The sequence below is a fragment of the Streptomyces sp. NPDC013455 genome (assembly GCF_040632975.1).
In the GTDB taxonomy this organism is placed as follows: Bacteria; Actinomycetota; Actinomycetes; order Streptomycetales; family Streptomycetaceae; genus Streptomyces.
Genome location: NZ_JBEYCX010000027.1, coordinates 13,777 through 31,603, shown reverse-complemented (window position 1 = coordinate 31,603; position 17,827 = coordinate 13,777). Strand labels below are relative to the sequence as shown.

General features: G+C 72.4%; 16 protein-coding genes. 9 read left to right on the top strand and 7 right to left on the bottom strand.

From position 1 onward, the window contains the following. Window positions 1-133 precede the first annotated feature (133 nt). Together ABZ576_RS31215 and ABZ576_RS31210 are read right to left on the bottom strand one after the other, a co-directional pair. Window positions 134-1,996: an AAA family ATPase gene (locus ABZ576_RS31215; RefSeq protein ID WP_360748344.1), complete on the bottom strand. Its 1,863-nt coding sequence runs from the start codon at window positions 1,994-1,996 to the stop codon at window positions 134-136. 427 nt (window positions 1,997-2,423) lie between these two features. Next, window positions 2,424-3,086, bottom strand: coding sequence for a hypothetical protein (locus tag ABZ576_RS31210; protein WP_360748341.1), 663 nt, complete (start codon window positions 3,084-3,086; stop codon window positions 2,424-2,426). Between the two features lie 218 nt (window positions 3,087-3,304). On the opposite strand from ABZ576_RS31210, the gene ABZ576_RS31205 reads away from it, so the two are divergent. The 4 genes from ABZ576_RS31205 to ABZ576_RS31190 all read left to right on the top strand — a co-directional run bounded on the left by ABZ576_RS31205 (window position 3,305) and on the right by ABZ576_RS31190 (window position 7,671). Next, a complete protein-coding gene (locus tag ABZ576_RS31205) occupies window positions 3,305-4,261 on the top strand; it encodes a hypothetical protein (protein WP_360748338.1) in 957 nt (318 codons plus the stop codon). Window positions 4,262-4,302: 41 nt separating this feature from the next. Next, a complete protein-coding gene (locus ABZ576_RS31200) occupies window positions 4,303-5,829 on the top strand; it encodes an amino acid permease (RefSeq protein ID WP_360748335.1) in 1,527 nt (508 codons plus the stop codon). Between the two features lie 233 nt (window positions 5,830-6,062). Further along, window positions 6,063-7,427 (top strand): peptidase C39 family protein, encoded by a 1,365-nt coding sequence (locus ABZ576_RS31195; protein WP_360748332.1) that lies wholly within the window; start codon window positions 6,063-6,065, stop codon window positions 7,425-7,427. Between the two features lie 103 nt (window positions 7,428-7,530). Further along, window positions 7,531-7,671 (top strand): SCO1431 family membrane protein, encoded by a 141-nt coding sequence (locus ABZ576_RS31190; RefSeq protein WP_360748329.1) that lies wholly within the window; start codon window positions 7,531-7,533, stop codon window positions 7,669-7,671. A 63-nt stretch (window positions 7,672-7,734) separates the two neighbouring features. On the opposite strand, the gene ABZ576_RS31185 is transcribed toward ABZ576_RS31190, so the two are convergent. Beyond that, a complete protein-coding gene (locus tag ABZ576_RS31185; RefSeq protein WP_360748326.1) occupies window positions 7,735-8,967 on the bottom strand; it encodes a glycoside hydrolase family 18 protein in 1,233 nt (410 codons plus the stop codon). 329 nt (window positions 8,968-9,296) lie between these two features. Between ABZ576_RS31185 and ABZ576_RS31180 the strand changes: the two genes are divergently transcribed. Continuing rightward, the gene (locus ABZ576_RS31180; RefSeq protein WP_360748323.1) at window positions 9,297-10,469 is read left to right on the top strand and encodes an acyl-CoA dehydrogenase family protein; all 1,173 of its coding nucleotides are present in this window, start codon (window positions 9,297-9,299) and stop codon (window positions 10,467-10,469) included. On the opposite strand, the gene ABZ576_RS31175 is transcribed toward ABZ576_RS31180, so the two are convergent. Both ABZ576_RS31175 and ABZ576_RS31170 read right to left on the bottom strand, forming a co-directional pair. Next, window positions 10,432-10,674, bottom strand: a complete 243-nt coding sequence (locus tag ABZ576_RS31175; protein ID WP_360748320.1) for a hypothetical protein — start codon at window positions 10,672-10,674, stop codon at window positions 10,432-10,434. The genes ABZ576_RS31180 and ABZ576_RS31175 overlap by 38 nt on opposite strands. 225 nt (window positions 10,675-10,899) lie before the next feature. Next, window positions 10,900-11,334, bottom strand: a complete 435-nt coding sequence (locus tag ABZ576_RS31170) for a hypothetical protein (protein ID WP_360748317.1) — start codon at window positions 11,332-11,334, stop codon at window positions 10,900-10,902. A 232-nt stretch (window positions 11,335-11,566) separates the two neighbouring features. Between ABZ576_RS31170 and ABZ576_RS31165 the strand changes: the two genes are divergently transcribed. From ABZ576_RS31165 to fxsA, 4 genes are all read left to right on the top strand, one after another. Beyond that, window positions 11,567-12,007 carry an Lrp/AsnC family transcriptional regulator gene (locus tag ABZ576_RS31165; RefSeq protein WP_360748314.1) on the top strand — a complete coding sequence of 147 codons (441 nt, stop codon included), beginning with the start codon at window positions 11,567-11,569 and terminating at the stop codon, window positions 12,005-12,007. A 51-nt stretch (window positions 12,008-12,058) separates the two neighbouring features. Further along, a complete protein-coding gene (locus tag ABZ576_RS31160; protein ID WP_360748311.1) occupies window positions 12,059-13,672 on the top strand; it encodes an amidohydrolase in 1,614 nt (537 codons plus the stop codon). A gap of 570 nt (window positions 13,673-14,242) precedes the next feature. After that, the gene (locus tag ABZ576_RS31155; protein WP_360748308.1) at window positions 14,243-15,037 is read left to right on the top strand and encodes a polyprenol monophosphomannose synthase; all 795 of its coding nucleotides are present in this window, start codon (window positions 14,243-14,245) and stop codon (window positions 15,035-15,037) included. A 68-nt stretch (window positions 15,038-15,105) separates the two neighbouring features. After that, window positions 15,106-15,663, top strand: a complete 558-nt coding sequence (gene fxsA / locus ABZ576_RS31150; protein WP_360748305.1) for an FxsA family membrane protein — start codon at window positions 15,106-15,108, stop codon at window positions 15,661-15,663. Between the two features lie 115 nt (window positions 15,664-15,778). Here fxsA and ABZ576_RS31145 read toward each other — a convergent pair whose 3' ends face one another. Both ABZ576_RS31145 and ABZ576_RS31140 read right to left on the bottom strand, forming a co-directional pair. Beyond that, on the bottom strand, window positions 15,779-16,153 hold the full coding sequence (locus tag ABZ576_RS31145; protein ID WP_009187548.1) for an RNA polymerase-binding protein RbpA: 375 nt from the start codon (window positions 16,151-16,153) through the stop codon (window positions 15,779-15,781). Between the two features lie 278 nt (window positions 16,154-16,431). Continuing rightward, window positions 16,432-17,775 (bottom strand): MFS transporter, encoded by a 1,344-nt coding sequence (locus ABZ576_RS31140; protein ID WP_360748302.1) that lies wholly within the window; start codon window positions 17,773-17,775, stop codon window positions 16,432-16,434. Window positions 17,776-17,827 lie beyond the last annotated feature (52 nt).

Sequence of the window (17,827 nt, the reverse complement as noted above, 5' to 3'; positions counted from 1 at the left end):
GCCCCCGGGAGCGCGGGGGGCCGGCCGCGCCCACACCGCGCGGCCGCTTTCCGCCGCGTACCGGCACGGCCCCGCGCTCTCGGCACGTACCGGCACGGTCCCGCACCGGCGGTTGCCGGTCCTCGGGGCGGCGCTACATGCCCGACGGGTCCTGCGGCCCCCGCCCGGACAGCACCTCACCGTACGCCTGCATCAGGTCCGGCAGCCGCAGCGTCGCGAGGTCCTGCCGGGACAGCGCCCCGGGGTACGCCGACAGGCGCAGGTCCCGGTAGGCGCAGCTCTTCTCGTACAGCGTGCGCAGGAACCGCCCGTTGCCCAGCTCGTCGATCCAGCCCTGGTCGACCACGTGCCCGGCGATGGACCGCAGCTCCTCCTGCGCCTCCTCGTCCCACAGGTCCCCGTTCTCCGCGGCGAGCACCTTGCCGATCTCGGTGAGTTCCGGCGGCCGGTAGGAGGGGAAGTCCACGCGGGTCGTGAAGCGCGACGAGAGTCCGGGGTTGGCGGCGAGCAGCCGGTCCATGCCCTCCGGATAGCCGGCCAGGATCACCACCAGGTGGTCCCGGTTGTCCTCGGCCCGCTTCAGCAGCACCTGGAGCGCCTCGTCCCCGTAGGCGTCGCCCTTGCCGTACCCGGAGTTGGACAGCGAGTACGCCTCGTCCACGAACAGCACCCCGCCGATCGCGGAGTCGATCAGCTCGTTGGCCTTCACGGCCGTCTGCCCCAGGTACTCGCCGACCAGGTCGGCCCGCTGGGCCTCCACGAGGTGGTCGCCGCCGAGCAGGCCGAGGGCGTAGAACACCCGGCCCAGGATGCGCGCGACCGTGGTCTTGCCGGTGCCGGACGGGCCGGAGAAGACGAAGTGCCGCTTGGGCGGCTGCACCGGCAACCCCTGCCCGGCCCGCAGCCGGGCCATGTTGAGCTGCGCCGACAACGCCTTGACCTGCCGCTTCACCGGTTCCAGCCCCACCATGCGCTCCAACTCGGCGAGCGCCTCCTCCAGTAACGCGGGGTCGGTGGGCCCCGCCGGGAAGGGGGAGACGGTGACACCGGATTTCGTCCGCACCGAGGCATCCGCCGCCGACGGCAGCGGCCCGGTCGGCAGATCCGGCTCCGGCAGCCGCAGGTCCCGGCCCTCCGTGCCGAACAGCGGATCGAAGCCGTCCGGCCCGTCCACCGTGTCCTGCCCCACACCGGACAGCGTGATCGAGGCGAGGTCGGCGGTGTCGTCGTAGCCGTCGCCCTCGGCGATCGCGGCGAGCCGGGCGGAGGTGTCCATGAAGGCCGGGTCGACCCGGTGCACCGCGCGGTACAGGGGGAGCGCGGCGGCGCTGCGGCCGGTGCCCTCGTGGGCGCGGGCCAGCCAGTAGCGCAGCTCCTTGCGCTGCGGCTGCTCGCTGCGGCACCGCATCAGCGCCGCCGACAGCAGCGGCTCGGCCTGTCCGTACATCTCCAGCCGGACCCGGGCCATACCGCCGAACAGACCGGCCTCGATCCCCAGCACGGGGTCGTCCAGCAGCGGGTCGGTGTGCCGCACCAGCTGCTCCCAGTCCTTGACCAGATAGGCGCGGCAGGCGTGCAGGAAGCGGACCTGCGGATCGGTGTCCACCGGGGGCAGCCCGGCGAGGGCCCGGTCCAGTTCCGGGACGTGCCGGCCGTCCAGCCAGTGCGAGGCGTGCGCGAGCAGCAGGTCGCGCGGGGTCTCCAGCACCGGCTGCACCCACCAGCCCAGCCAGTACCAGGAGTTGAGGGCCCGGCGGTGCCGGCCGCGCTGTTCGCCGAAGCGGTCGCGGTGGCGGAACATCCGCAGCAGCGCGGTGGTCGTGTCGATCCGGAGCGCGTGCAGCCCGAGCCAGGCGTCCGCCATGCCCGGGTCCATCCGGACCGCGGCGCGGAACTCCTCCTCCGCCTGCGGGTAGGCCCCCATCGTGTAGGCGTCCACACCCCGCAGCCAGGCGAGGTCGGCCGGTGCCTCGGGGCCCCGCGTGCCGAAGTCCATCACGTCCCCCCACAGACCGTGCCCCCGTGGTTCACCACCGGGCGGTCGCCCGACGGCCGCCGCGGTCGAACCGCTGTGCCGCGGACCGCAGTTGCGGGTGCGCGAGGCAGCGGCTCGGTCGCACCGAGGGCATCGTACCCGCGCCACCGCCACCCGCCGAAGGGTGCCGCGCAGGGCGTTCGGCGAGGTGGGAGCAGACGGGGCGCACGGCCTTTCGTGACCGAGGGTGAGAAGACGGGTGCGCGGGGCGGCCGGGAAACGGGCCGCGGACAGAACGAAGCCCCCGGTCACGGGGGAACAACCGGGGGCTTCGCGTCGAGGGGGCGGCTCCGAAAGCCGCACATTGAGAACGTAAGTCCTGTACGGGCCCCGGGTCAAGCGGAGTTGGGGCACTCGGAGAACTTGGCCCGCAAGAGTCTTCACAGCTTCACCACATCGCGGACGACCCATCACTCTGGGTGACATCCGGTGCCCCGTCGGCGGTCGCGCCGGGTCCCGGCAGCACCTCGTACCCCTTCGGTCGCTGGAGCACCAGGAGATCGGCATGGGGGCGCGAGGGGTCGGCGGCGAAATGCGCCTGCTCCGCCGCGACCCAGCCGTCCCAGAACTCCCGCTGCTCCGCCCCGTCCCGCAGCCGGCCGCGCGCCCAGGACTCCTCGCGGGGCAGCTCCATCCACAGCAGCCGGGCCAGGTGCGGCCGCAGTGCCCGGCGGCCGGCGCCGACCCCCTCGATCAGGACGACGGGCGCGGGCGGCAGCGGACGCGGTGCTCCGAAGGCGCGGGCCCGCCAGTCGTAGGGGGTGTAGCGCGCGCTCTCGCCGCGCGCCAGGGGCTCGATCACCTGGGTCATGAGCCGGCCGGTCCACGCGAAGAGCTGGGCGTGGCTGGCGAGGTCGTCGAGGTGGAGCACCGGTGCCCCGCCCAGCGCCCCGGCGAGCCGCCCGGCGAAGGTGGACTTGCCGGAGCCGGCGTGCCCGTCGACGCCGATCAGCCGGACCGGTCCCAGCGAAGGGGGGAGCCCGCGCAGCCGGGCGGCGAGGTCGTGAATGGTGAATCCCGGGGTGTGGTGCGGAGCGGGGGTTTCCGCCAATCAGTGTAGTGGCGGCCCCGCGTGACCCCTCCGGCGGATCCATCGGACGGGAAAAGTCACACCTTGAACCACCGGCCGGTGGCCAGTCAAAGGTGTGAATAAACATTCCCCGCCGGCTGACCGATATGTGATATTCGGCGTTCCGGGTGTGGCTCCTGCTGAGTAAGGTGCCTCATGCGCAACCCGTGATGCGCCGAACGGGGACTGACAGGGGGAACATGGCCGCGGACTTATTCGAAGGGCACTATGTGTGGCATCCGGCGGCCGACGACCGCGTCCTGGCACGCGTATGCGTCGATGTGCGCGCCGGACGATATCGATACGCCGACGAGGCGCTCGCCGAGACGCGCTCCGACTTCGCGCTGCGCGCCCACCGCTCGCTGGTGCTCGCCTCGGAGGCGGCCGACACCGATCTGGTGGAGCGCTGGCTCGCCGAGGAGCCGACACCCGAGGCCGCGCTCATGTACGCCCGGGTCGCGGTGCAGCGCGCCCTGCGGGCCGCCGACGCCCGCGACGAACGTGCCGAGGCGCTGGAGCGGATCGCGCTGACGGCCTGCGACCGGGCCGCCGAGGCGGCTCCCGCGGACCCCACGCCCTGGGTCGCCAGGCTCGCCATGGCCCGGCTGCACCGGCTGCGCGACCCGGCCCCGCAGGGCCTGCTCACCGCCCCGCCCGGCCCTTGGCGGCTCTTCGCGCACATCCTGTCCCTGGACCCCTGGCACCGCGAGGCCCACCACCGCTTCCTGTCCTTCTTCTTCACGCGGTACGGCGGTTCGGTCAACGCGGCCTGGGACGTGGCCGCCTTCCTCAGCCAGCGGGCGCCCGCCGACTCCGCCCTCCGGCTGCTGCCCCTGGTGGCGCTGGTGGAGAGCTACAACCCCACCCAGCTGCTCGCCGACCGCGTCTGGGAACAGCCGCAGTGGCGCTCCACCGCGCTGGCGATCTACCACAACTGGCTCCCCGCGGCGGCCGGTTACCGCTTCACCCCGGTCCTGGACCTCGCCTACCTGGCGCACGCGCTGGTCATGGCCCGGCGCGAGTTCGAGGCCCGGGCGGTGTTCGCGGCGATGGGCCCGTACGCGTCGCGCATGCCCTGGAGCGCCTTCGGCGACCCCGCCGAGCAGCTCACCCGGGCCCGGCGCGCCTGCGGGCTGCCCGTCCCCGGGGCCCCCTGATCCCGCTCCTCCCACCCCCCATCCAGAGAAAGGCCGATCAGATGCCGACCTCCCGGACACGGGCCCGCGCGGCGGGATCCGTCGTGCACGACGACGACGCGACACTGCACGCGATGGGTTATCCGCGGAAACTCACCCGGCGTTTCCAGGCATTCGACAATTTCGCCATCTCCTTCACCATCATCAATGTCCTCTCGGGTATTTTCTCGTCCTTCGGGTTCGGTATGGGCGCGGGCGGCCCCCGCGTTCTCGTATTCGGCTGGATAGGTGTCTCCGTCATGGTGCTGCTCATCGGCGCCGCCATGGCGGAAGTGGCCTCCGCCTATCCGACGAGCGGTGCCCTGTATTTCTCGGCGGGCAAACTCGCCAAACGGCACAAGGGTGCCTGGTCCTGGTTCACCGGATGGCTGAACTTCGTCGGCCAGATCGGCGGTACGGCCGCCACCGGCTACGCGGCCGCCACGTTCATCCAGGTCTTCGTGCAGTTGCAGTGGCCCTCCTACGAGCCGACCGCGCACCGGACCGTCTTGATCACGACCATGGTCATCGTCCTCCAGGGACTCGCCAACACCTACACCGTCCAGCTCGTCGCCGTACTGAACCGTATTTCCGTGTGGTGGCTGCTGATCGGACTCGTCGTGATCGTGGGTGCACTCATAGTGATGCCCGACCAGCACCAGCCGGCGTCCTTCGTCACGCATTTCGAGAACAACACCGGCTTCACGAGCGGACTTTACGGCGGCATGCTCGGCCTGCTGGTCACCAGCTGGACCTTCACCGGCTTCGACGGCAGCTTCCACATGTCCGAGGAAACGGTCCGCGCCACGGTCAGCGCCCCGAAGGGGATCACCCGCGCCATCGGCTATTCGGCGCTCACCGGCCTGGCCCTGATGCTGGCATTGGTCTACAGCATCGGCGACTACGGGAAGGTGGCGGGCGCGTCCGCGCCGCCGGTCCAGATCCTCATCGACGGCCTCGGCCTGCGCACCGCCAAGGTGATGCTCCTCATCGTCATCGGCGCGATGCTCTTCTGCGGCCTCGCCAACCTGACCAGCAACACCCGGCAGATCTTCGCCTTCTCCCGGGACGGCGCCATGCCCGGCTCCCGCTGGTGGCACTCGGTCTCGCTGCGCACCCGTACCCCGGTGAAGGCGGTCTGGCTCGCGGTCGCCTGCTCGCTGGCCCTGGTGGTGCCGGGCTGGTGGTCGCACACGGCGTTCACCGCCATCGTCAGCGTCAACGTCGTCGGGCTCTTCCTCGCCTACGCCGTACCGATCTTCCTGCGGCTGCGGCTCGGTGACGCGTTCCAGCCCGGCCCCTGGCACCTGGGCCGCTGGGGCAGGCCGGTCGGCTGGCTCGCGGTGACCTGGATCCTGCTCAGCAGCGTCCTGTTCATGCTGCCGCAGGCCTCGCCGATCACCGTCGACTCCTTCAACTACGCGCCGATCGCGCTCGCCGTCGTGCTGCTGATCGCCACGGTGTGGTGGTTCGCCACGGCCCGCCGCCGCTTCCAGGGCCCGGTGAGCTACGGCCGCCCCGACGAGGTCGCGGCGATGGACCTGGTCTGACCGGCCGTCCCGTCCGGGCGGACCGTGGATCCCGCAGTACCACCGGGGTGGGCGGCCACGCGGCACCGCCGTCCACCCCGGCGCCGCCGCAGCCCCGCGGGGGCGCCCCTCCAAAGGACGAGACCAATATTCGTTCCGCGGCACACGCCGAAGTGCTGGCAGGGCCCTGCCGGCTGCTTCATAGTTGGCGCACCGGATCCGCCCGCCTCGGACACCTGGGGGTCATCGCGCCCATGAGCAGAGCCCAACAGCCGTCCCGCAGAACCGTTCTGGCCGTCGCCGTCGCCGCCGCGGTGACCGGCACCGCGGCGCCCCCGGCCGTCGCGGCACCCGGGGCCGCCCCCGGCGATCCCGGCCCGGCGCAGGCCCGCCCGATCGACTACCACGCCTGGACGACGTACCGCGACTGGCGCTGCGGAACGGTCCAGGGCGCCCGGCCCGTCTCCGGCCGGCGCCCCGGCGTCGTGATCGGCGCCCCCGCCGGCCGCACCGACTACACCGATCCGCACACCGGGACCACCGCCCCGTGGGAGTACGCCACCTGGACCTCCCCGGTGCACCGGCTCACCGTCCCGGCGACCGAGGTCGTCGCCTCCTGGAACGCGCACACCCCCGCCGGCACCTGGCTCCAGGTGGAGCTGCGGGGCACGTACTCCGACGGCACCGACACGCCCTGGTACGTGATGGGCCGCTGGGCCGCCGGCGACCAGGACATCAAGCGGACCTCGGTGGACGACCAGACCGACGGCAAGAGCACCGTCTGGACCGACACCCTCGCCATCGACGACGCGAGCACCGGCCTGCGCCTGGCGTCGTACCGGCTGCGCCTGACCCTCCACCGCCGGCCCGGCACCTCCCTCACCCCGACCGTGTGGCGGCTCGGCGCGATGGGCTCCGACATCCCCGACCGCTTCACCGTCCCGGCCTCCACCCCCGGTCTCGCCCAGGAACTGGCCGTGCCCCGCTACTCGCAGGAGATCCACAAGGGCGAGTACCCGGAGTACGACAACGGCGGCGAGGCATGGTGCAGCCCCACCTCCTCGCAGATGATCATCGAGTACTGGGGCGGCCGGCTCACCCCCGAGCAGCTGTCCTGGGTCGACCCGTCCTACGCCGATCCGCAGGTCGACCACGCGGCCCGGTTCACCTACGACCACCAGTACCGGGGCTGCGGCAACTGGCCGTTCAACGCGGCCTACGCGGCCACCTTCGAGGGCCTGCAGGGCGTGGTCACCCGGCTCGCCTCCCTCACCGACCTGGAGACGCTGATCGCGGCCGGCATCCCGGCCATAACGTCCCAGTCCTTCCTGCGGACCGAGCTGACCGGCGCCGGGTACGGCACCTCCGGGCACCTGATGACGGTGATCGGCTTCACCGCCGACGGCGATGTGATCGCCAACGATCCGGCCTCGGCCGACGACGCGGCCGTACGGCGGGTCTACGTGCGCCGGGAGTTCGAGAACATCTGGCTGAGGACCAAGCGGTACAACGCCTCCGGCAAGGTCGTCTCCGGCACCGGAGGGGTCTGCTACCTCTACTTCCCGGCCCACCCGACCCCGCAGCAGCGCAAGGCGCTCGCCGCGGTGGGCGTGCACTGAGGCGTGTGACCAAGCTCATCGCCGCAAACCATGTCGCGGGTGGCAAAGTGGACGAGTGGTTGGGGGAGCCCTGTTTTCGTTTCCGATCTCTGTGAGTGACAGCATGAGCGCACACGCCGCCACCGCCGCCCGCGTCCGCACCGGCGGCCCCCGGGAGGACGGCCCGAAGATCGTCGAGCACGTCATGGGCTGGGTCCTCGTCGCGGTGCTCGCGATGCTCGTGACCCAGCTCGGCCTGCTCTGAACCGACCGCTCCGGCGAGGGAGCGGAGGCTCGTGGTCTCCGCTCCCGGTCCGTCGGCGCGGGGCTAGTTGATCGCCCTGATGAGCTCACCGCCTGCGGTGTCGCCGCTCAGCTCCCAGAAGAAGGTGCCGCCGAGGCCCTGCTGGTTCTTGTACGTCATCTTGGTGGCGATGGTCGCCGGGGTGTCGTAGCTCCACCAGTCGTTGCCGCACTTGGCGTAGGCGGTGCCGCCCACCGTGCCGGTCGCCGGGCACTTGGTCTTGAGCACCTTGTAGTCGTCGATGCCCTGCTCGTACGTTCCGGCCGCCGGACCCGTGGCCGTGCCGCCGGGCGCCGCCTGGGTGACACCGGTCCAGCCGCGCCCGTAGAAGCCGATGCCGAGCAGCAGCTTGGAGGCCGGGATGCCGAGGCCCTTGAGCTTGGCGATCGTCGCGGAGGTGTAGTAGTTCGCCTTGGGAATGCCCGCGTAGGAGTTCAGCGGGGAGTGCGGGGCGGTGGGGCCGCTCGCGTCCCAGGCGCCGAAGTAGTCGTAGGTCATCGGGTTGTACCAGTCGACGTACTGGGCGGCGCCCGCGTAGTTCGCCGCGTCGATCTTGCCGCCGCTGGTGGCGTCGGCGGTGATCGCCGCGGTCACCAGGTTCCCGGAACCGAACTTCGACCGCAGGGCGGCCATCAGGTTCCTGAACGCCTCCCGCCCGCTGGTGTCGCAGGTGGCGCCGCAGGCGTTCGGGTACTCCCAGTCGATGTCGATGCCGTCGAAGACGCCGGCCCACTTGGAGTTCTTCACCAGGTCGTAGCAGGACTGGGCGAAGGCGGCCGGGTTCTTCGCGGCCTCGCCGAAGCCGCCGGACCAGGTCCAGCCGCCGAAGGACCACAGGACCTTCAGCCCCGGGTGCTTCTTCTTCAGCTTCAGCAGCTGGTTGAAGTTGCCGCGCAGCGGCTGGTCCCAGGTGTCGGCGACACCGTCGACGGACTCGGCGGCGGTGTAGGCGCGGTCGGTGGCCGCGTAGGAGTCGCCCATGGCGCACTTGCCGCCGGTGACGTTGCCGAAGGCGTAGTTGATGTGGGTCAGCTTGGCCGCGGAGCCCGAGGTCTCGATGTTCTTGACGTAGTACTTGCGGTCGTAGGTGCCCCATTCGGTGAAGTAGCCGACGACTTTGGAGCCGGCCGTCGCCTGCGGGGCGCTCGGCGCCGCGGCGGTGGCCGTGCCGGTGCCGGCGAGCAGTCCGGCGCCGAGGGCCGCGGTACACGCGGCCGAGACGAGCGCCCGGACCAGGGAGCGGTGGGGAGAGTGCATTCGGGTGTCTCCTCGTGGGGGAGAGGGGAACGCGCGCCGATTGGCATGAACGCGGTAAAGCGTTGGTCATGCACAGTAGGAGGACTAGACCACTAGGTCAATGGTTCGGACCAATCTCGCCGCTCGGAGAGGGCTCGACTGGAATCTTGAAGTGAGCGGTCGTTAACTGGTGACTGGAGGTCGCCGATCGGGCATACTCACAGCGCATGCCGCTGGTCAGCAGCTTCCGAGACCCGGGAGCCGGTGCCTTCCGGCAGAGCGCGATCAGGCGGAGTCGCCCCCATCCCGGGCCCTGCCGCCGGTGTCCGAACAGGGAGGAGCCCGACGCCATGTCCGACCGCGACCCGCAGCCGGTGGAGCGTCAACTGCCCACGGAAGAGGCGAGGGATCTGCTCGCCCTCGTCCGGGAGATCGCCCAGCGCGAGATCGCGCCGAAGGCCGCACAGGAGGAGGACGCGGGACGCTTCCCGCGCGAGGTCTTCACCCTGCTCTCCGAGTCCGGCCTGCTGGGCCTGCCGTACGCCGCGGAGCACGGCGGCGGGGACCAGCCCTACGAGGTCTACCTCCAGGTCCTGGAGGAGCTCGCCGCGGCCCGGCTCACCGTCGGCCTCGGCGTCAGCGTCCACACCCTCGCCTCCTACGCGCTCGCCGCCCACGGCACCAAGCAGCAGCAGGTCGAGCACCTGCCCGCGATGCTCGGCGGCGGTCTGCTCGGCGCCTACTGCCTGTCCGAGCCGTCCTCCGGTTCGGACGCGGCCTCCCTGCGCACCAGGGCCGTCCGGGACGGCGACCGGTGGGTGATCACCGGCACCAAGGCCTGGATCACGCACGGCGGCATCGCCGACTTCTACACCGTGCTGGCCCGCACCGGCGAGGAGGGCCCGCGCGGGATCACCGCCTTCCTCGTGCCCGGCGACGCGCCCGGCCTGAGCGGTGCGGCGCCCGAGAAGAAGATGGGCATGAAGGGCTCGCCCACCGCCCAGGTGCACTTCGACGGCGTCAGTGTCGGCGACGACCGGCGCATCGGCGAGGAGGGCCAGGGATTCGCCATCGCCCTGGCGGCACTGGACTCCGGCCGGCTCGGCATCGCCGCCTGTGCCGTCGGCCTCGCCCAGGCCGCACTGGACGAGGCGGTCCGCTACGCCACCCAGCGCCGGCAGTTCGGCCGGCCCATCGCCGACTTCCAGGGCCTGCGGTTCATGCTCGCCGACATGGCCACCCAGATCGAGGCCGGCCGCGCGCTGTACCTCGCGGCGGCCCGGCTGCGGGACGCGGGCCTGCCGTTCGCCAAGCAGGCCGCCATGGCCAAGCTGCACTGCACCGACACGGCCATGAAGGTCACCACGGACGCCGTGCAGATACTCGGCGGCTACGGCTACACCGCCGACTTCCCGGCCGAGCGCTACATGCGCGAGGCCAAGGTGCTCCAGATCGTCGAGGGCACCAACCAGATCCAGCGGATGGTCATCGCCCGTCACGTGGCGGGACCCGAGGGTCGCTGAACTCCCCCCGGAGGATCGTCGGTGCCGCCAGCCGGACCCACTCCGGGTCGTGGCGGCCCGGCAGGGTCCGGCCCCGGTCGGCCCAGGTCCGCATGAGATCGCGGTAGATGGGCGGATCCAGCGGCCCGGCCGGCGGAACCGATTCCGCGGGGCGCGGCACGAAGACACGGCGCTGACGCCCGGTTGCCGAGTACATGGGGGTCATGCCTGGGCAACGCGGTGGCGGGCGGACAGGTCACCCCCCGGCGGAATCGAGAGTCAGTTCACGGACGTCCGGTCCGCGCTCCGGTCTCCCGGCCCGGCTGACGCACCGTCAGCCAGGCACCGTCCAGGGGGTGTCGGTGGCCGACGACCGTCCCGTACCGCTCGACGCGTACCCGGCGCGCCGGGTACCGCCCTCCATGAGTGGTACGGAACGGGGTGGGGCGGCTCAGGCCGCCTGGCGGCGCATCGCCGGCACGCGCATCGGGCGTGAGCCCGGGCCGCCGACGTGCGAGAAGGGCTGCGTCCGCCAGTCGAGACCCTGGGGGAGCGTCAGCAGCAGGGCGGTGTCCTGCTCCTGCGGTTCGAAGGACTCGTCCGCGGGGCGGGCGTCGGCCGCCGAACGGCCCGTGCCCGCGCACACCGTGAGCCCGAACGGGTTCCACGGCGAGGCGCACAGCGCGTGCTCCGGCAGGAACTCCTCGTCCGCCAGCAGCGCGATCGGCTGCGCGCAGTCCGGGCAGATCACCCGGTACATCTCGAAGGTGTCGTAGGCGTCCAGTTCCTCGTCGAAGGCGTCGGGTTCGACGCCCTCCGGCTCGGGCTCGGCGACCGGCTGCCGGCTCGTGGACGTGGATCGGCCAGGGTGATGGGCACTCTGCATGGGAACTCCCCCTAAGGCTGGGCCGTGAAGGCACTGCGGCCTCGACCACAGCAAGCACTTCCCGTCCCGTCTCGGCGGTAATCACGAGAACATCACGGAGCCCGCCCGGGGTGTGTGGCGTTGGTCACACGCCGTACGAGGTGCCCGTTGCGGTGGTCTTTCCGACGAACGCGGAGTGACCTGCGCCTCTCGGGTATCGGAGGAGATCAGCGGCACTGTAGGTTGTGGCGCCATGGAGGAGCTGGACCGTCAGATCGTGCAGCTGCTCGTCACGGACGGGCGGATGAGCTACACAGACCTGGGCAAGGCCACGGGCCTGTCCACGTCGGCCGTACACCAGAGGGTGCGCCGGCTCGAACAGCGTGGCGTCATCCGCGGCTACGCGGCGGTGGTCGACCCCGAGTCCGTCGGGCTGCCGCTGACCGCCTTCATCTCGGTGAAGCCGTTCGACCCCAGCGCCCCCGACGACATCGCGGACCGCCTCGCCGGCGTCCCCGAGATCGAGGCCTGCCACAGCGTGGCCGGCGACGAGAACTACATCCTCAAGGTGCGTGTGGCCACCCCGCACGAACTGGAGGAACTGCTGGCCCGGCTGCGCTCGCTGGCCGGCGTCTCCACCCGCACCACCGTGGTGCTGTCGACCCCGTACGAGGCACGGCCCCCGAAGATCTGATCCGGCCGCCCCGGTGCCCGGCGCGCCCCCCGCGCGCGAGAGACTGTGTCCATGAGTGAGCAGTCCGCCGAGCCCCAGACCGTCCTGCTGCGCCGCGGGGAGGTGCACAGCCCCGCCGACCCCTTCGCCACCGCGATGGTGGTGGAGCGCGGCCAGGTCGCCTGGGTCGGCTCCGAGGGCGCCGCCGACGCCTTCGCCGACGGTGTGGACGAGGTGGTCGACCTCGACGGCGCCCTGGTCACCCCGGCCTTCACCGACGCCCATGTGCACACCACCGCCACCGGCCTGGCCCTGACCGGCCTCGACCTGTCCGGCACGCCTTCCCTGGAGGCGGCCCTCGCGCGCGTCCGCGAGTTCGCCGCCGCCCGCCCCGACGACCGGGTCCTGCTGGGCCACGGCTGGGACGCGGCCCGCTGGCCCGGCGGCCGCCCGCCGACCCGCGCGGAGCTGGACGAGGCCACCGGTGGACGCCCGCTGTACCTCTCCCGCATCGACGTCCACTCGGCGGTCGTCACCACCGCCCTGCTCGACCTGGTCCGCGGTGACGTCCCCCGCGAGGACGCCCCGCTCACCCGGGACGCCCACCACGCCGTACGCGAGGCCGCCCTCGCCGCCGTCACCCCCGCCCAGCGCGCCGAGGCCCAGCGCACCGCCCTGGCCCACGCGGCCTCCCTCGGCATCGGCACCGTGCACGAGTGCGGCGGACCGCAGATCTCCTCCGAGGACGACTTCACCGCCCTGCTGCGGCTCGCGGCCGCGGAACCGGGCCCCCGGGTCGTCGGCTACTGGGCCGAGCGGGCCGACGAAGGCGTCGCCAGGGCCCGTGAGCTGGGCGCGGCCGGCGCCGCGGGCGACCTCTTCGCCGACGGCGCCCTCGGCTCGCACACCGCCTGCCTGCACGAGCCGTACGCCGACGCCGGCCACGCCGGGACCGCCTACCTGGACGCCGACGCCGTCGCCGCGCACGTGGTGGCCTGCACCGAGGCGGGCCTCCAGGCCGGCTTCCACGCCATCGGCGACGCCGCCGTCGCCGCCGTCGTCGAGGGTGTCCGCGCCGCCGCCGACAAGCTGGGCCTCGCCCGGATCCGCGCCGCCCGGCACCGCGTCGAGCACGCCGAGATGCTCACCCCCGAGACCGTCGCCGGCTTCGCCGAGCTGGGCCTGATCGCCTCCGTCCAGCCCGCCTTCGACGCCCTGTGGGGCGGCGAGCAGGGCATGTACGCCCGGCGGCTGGGCGCCGAGCGGGCCCGCACCCTCAACCCGTTCGCCGCGCTGCTCCGCGCCGGCGTACCGCTCGCCTTCGGCTCCGACAGCCCCGTCACCCCGCTCGACCCGTGGGGCACGGTCCGCGCCGCCGCCTTCCACCACACGCCCGAGCACCGGATCTCCGTGCGGGCCGCGTTCACCGCGCACACCCGGGGCGGCTGGCGGGCCGTCGGGCGGGACGACGCGGGCGTCCTGGTGCCGGGCGCGCCCGCCGACTACGCCGTCTGGCGCACCGACGAGCTGATCGTGCAGGCCCCCGACGACCGGGTGGCGCGCTGGTCGACCGACCCGCGCTCCGGCACGCCCGGCCTGCCCGACCTGACCCCGGGCCGCGACCTGCCCGTCTGCCTGCGCACCGTGGTGGGCGGGCGGACCGTGTTCGTACGGCCGGGCGAGTGATCTCCCGGGGCGGCGCCACGGCCCCCGGCCGCCGCGCCTCCGCCGCCCGACCTGCGCATCCTCCCCACCGCACGCACCGCCGCTGTCGTCGCCGCAGGTCAGAGAGGTGTTGACAGTCGGCAGCCGGGGGCCGGTAGGTTCGGCCGCGTCCACCACCGGACGCCCGACCGGGGGACGTTCAGACGACTCGTCGCAGCGCCGCTGGGTCAGGGACGGTGTGCCGCACCGGGGCACCGTAACTGGCAGCCAGGCTCAGTGCCCGCGCCGACAAGGGAACGTCCCCGCTGGCCGGCCAGGTGTGACCCGGGTGGGGCCCGGGCGCTCAGTAGACAACGGCTTTCGGTCGACCCGCAGCCAGCGGGTCCCAGGTCGGCCCGAAGGGCGCCGGGCCCCCATCCGTCGTGGCTTCCGCCGTGGCTCGAAGCCGCCGGGAACGCGTCGGCGAGGGGCCGGAAGGCCCACTCTTACCCCGCTGTCGTGCGATCGACACCACCATACGCGCGAGCTGTCACGTCTTCCCAGGCCGCGGCCACTATGGTGGACCCCTGCGTACGACATGAAGGGGCAGCAGTGAACGACGGCGACGGGACCCTCGCGGCCAAGGCCCAGGGGAGGCAGTTCGGCCCGCTCGGCACGGCCTTGGTGATCATCCCGACCTACAACGAGGCGGAGAACATCAAGTCCATCGTCGGCCGGGTGCGCAGGGCCGTCCCCGAGGCACACGTACTGATCGCGGACGACAACAGCCCCGACGGCACCGGCAAGCTCGCCGACGAGCTGGCCGCCGCGGACGACCACGTCCAGGTGCTGCACCGCAAGGGCAAGGAGGGCCTGGGCGCCGCCTACCTCGCGGGCTTCCGCTGGGGCATGGAGCACGACTACGGCGTGCTGATCGAGATGGACGCCGACGGCTCCCACCAGCCCGAGGAGCTGCCCCGGCTGCTCACCGCCCTGAAGGGCGCCGACCTGGTCCTCGGCTCCCGCTGGGTGCCCGGCGGCCGGGTGGTGAACTGGCCCAAGTCGCGGGAGTTCCTCTCGCGCGGCGGGTCCACCTACTCGCGGCTCCTGCTCGACGTGCCGATCCGGGACGTGACGGGCGGCTTCCGCGCCTTCCGCCGCGAGACCCTGGAGGGCCTCGGCCTCGGCGAGGTCGCCTCGCAGGGGTACTGCTTCCAGGTCGACCTGGCCCGCCGCGCGGTGAAGGCCGGATACCACGTCGTGGAGGTCCCCATCACCTTCGTCGAGCGCGAGCTGGGCGACTCCAAGATGAGCCGGGACATCGTGGTCGAGGCGCTGTGGCGGGTCACCGCCTGGGGCGTCGGGGACCGCCTCGGCAAGCTCACCGGCAAGGACAAGCACGCCTGACGGCCGGTACACCCCGGCGGATCACCCCCCTTATCCCGCGCTGAGCCGCGCCCAGGCACACTGGGGGCATGACGACTGGCGCTCCGACCTCTCCGTTCACCGCCCGCCGGCGCTCCCGGCTGCGCAGGTACCTGCCGCTGGGCATCGCCGCGTGGCTGGCGCTGGAGATCTGGCTGCTGACCCTGGTCGCCGGCGCGGCGGGCGGCCCGACGGTGTTCCTGCTGCTCGTCGCGGGTCTCGTGGCCGGCTCCGTGGTCATCAAGCGGGCCGGTCGGCGCGCCTTCCAGAGCCTGAACGCCGCGCTCCGGCAGGGCGGGGCGCCCGCGGGCAACGGCGGCGGCAACGGCCTGACGACGCTCTGCGGCCTGCTGCTGATGCTCCCCGGTCTGGTCTCGGACGCGGCGGGTCTGCTCCTGCTGCTGCCGCCGGTGCAGAAGGCGGTGAGCCGCTACACGGAGAACGCCCTGCACAAGCGGCTGCGCCAGGCCGTCCCGGGCAGCCTGGGCGACGCCTTCCAGCAGGCCCGCGTGTACCGGCCCGACGGCAAGGTCGTGCCGGGCGAGGTCATCAGGAACGACGAGCCGCACGACGCCCCGCAGGGGCCACGCCCGCCGCTGACCCGCTGAGGGCCGGCTCACGGGCGTCCGTGGAGGTACAACGACCGCGGGCGCCGTACGTGGAATCCACGCACGGCGCCCGCGGTCGGTTGTGTTGCGCTGAAAGGGCCGGGCCCCGCAGGGGCTAGGCGCTCTTGCGGCTGTCCCTCGGGTGGACCGCGATGTTCATCGCGCCCGAGCGCAGAACCGCCAGACGCTCCTCGAGGACCTCTTCGAGTTCCTCACGGGTGCGTCGCTCCATCAGCATGTCCCAGTGGGTACGCGCGGGCTTGGCCTTCTTCTCCTCCGGGCCGTCGCCGTCCACGAGGAGTGCCGGGGCCCCACAGACCTTGCACTCCCACTCCGGCGGGATCTCCGCCTCGACCGAGAAGGGCATCTCGAAGCGGTGCCCCTTCTCACATGCGTACTCCACGGCCTGGCGCGGGGCCAGGTCGATACCGCGGTCCGTCTCGTAGCTGGTCACCACGAGGCGCGTACCGCGAAGAGCTCGCTCACTCATGAATCGTGCCTCCCGGGCTTGTCGCCCACAGGACAGGTGTCGCTGTCGTCGTCATCCGGTCAACGTCCGGTCGGCGGTAAAGATTCCCGTTCCGAGTCCCGTTCCGGGTCATGCGTCGCCGTCGTAGCCGCCCCTTGTTCTACCCACAGGCGCCCGGTTTGTCACATCTGCTAGCAGATGTCACCCAGCGTTTCGGCATCTTTGACGCGCAGTAACGGTACGCCTGGCAGGCCAAAGGCGTACACTACCGCCCTTTCACGCCGAGTGCTAAATCGACGCTAGATCTTCTCCGGCAGCGGGTTGCCCGCCTCCGTGATCGCCCGCCGTACCGGTACCCGCGCGAGCAGGACGAAACCGACGACGAAGAAGGCCACGAGCGAGACGATCGCGGACCGGTAGCTCCCGGTCAGCTGGTAGGTCAGGCCGAACAGCAGCGGCCCGAGCCAGCTCATCCCGCGGTCGCTCACCTCGTAGGCGGAGAAGTACTCGGCCTCCTTGCCCGGCGGGACCAGGTGGGAGAAGAGCGACCGGGACAGCGCCTGGCTGCCCCCGAGGACCAGGCCGATCCCGGCGGCCAGCACGAAGAACCACACCGGCGTGCGCGCGGGCAGGAAGTAGCCCGCGGCCAGCGTCAGCGTCCACGCCACCAGCGAACCGAGGATCGTCCGCTGCGCCCCGTGGATCCGCGCCAGCCGGCCCATCACCAGCGCCCCCGCCACGGCCAGCACCTGCACCAGCAGCACCGCCACGATCAGGGTCGACTGCCCGAGCCCCAGCTCCTCGGAGCCGTAGACCGAGGCCTGCGTGATCACCGTCTGGATGCCGTCGTTGTAGACGAGGTACGCCAGCAGGAACGCCAGTGTCAGCGGGTGCCGGCGCATGTCGCGGACCGTCGCCGCGAGCTGGCGCAGTCCCGGCGCCGTGGTCCGCTCCACGCGCGCGTGGCGGTCGCGCAGCCTGTTCAGCGGTACGAGCGTGAAGGCACCCCACCACAGGCCCGCCGAGCCCAGGCAGACGCGGACGGCGGCACTCTCGGAGAGGCCGAAGGAGTCGTGCGCCGAGTACAGCACCAGATCGGCGACGAGGACCAGGGCGCCCGCGGCGTACCCGAGGGCCCAGCCCCGGGAGGAGACCGCGTCGCGCTGCTCCGGTGGGGCGATCTGCGGCAGGTAGGAGTTGTACAGCATCATCGCGACGGACTGCGCCGCGTTGGCCACGACGAGCAGCGCCCCGCCGAGCAGGTACCGGTCGCCGCCCAGGAAGAACATCCCCGCGGTCGCCGCCGCACCGGTGTAGGCCGCCGCGGCGAGCAGCGGCTTCTTGCGGCCCGTACGGTCGGCCGCCGCGCCCACCAGGGGCATGAGGACGACCGCCAGGATCACCGACAGCGACACCGAGTAGGCGAAGAAGGAGCCCGCGCGGACCGGGACGCCCAGCGGGTGCACATAGCCGTCGCCGTCCGCCGCGTGCTCGGCGACCGAGGTGAGGTACGGGCCGAGGAACACGGTCAGGACGCTGGTCGAATAGACGGAGCACGCCCAGTCGTAGACGTACCAGCCGCGCTGCTCCCGTTCGAGACCGGTCCGGCCGGCCCCCTGTGTACGCACGGTCTCGGTGCCCACCCGTGCCCTCGCTTTCCCCGTTCCACCGCGAAGGCTCGGGCCGGGGCGGCCG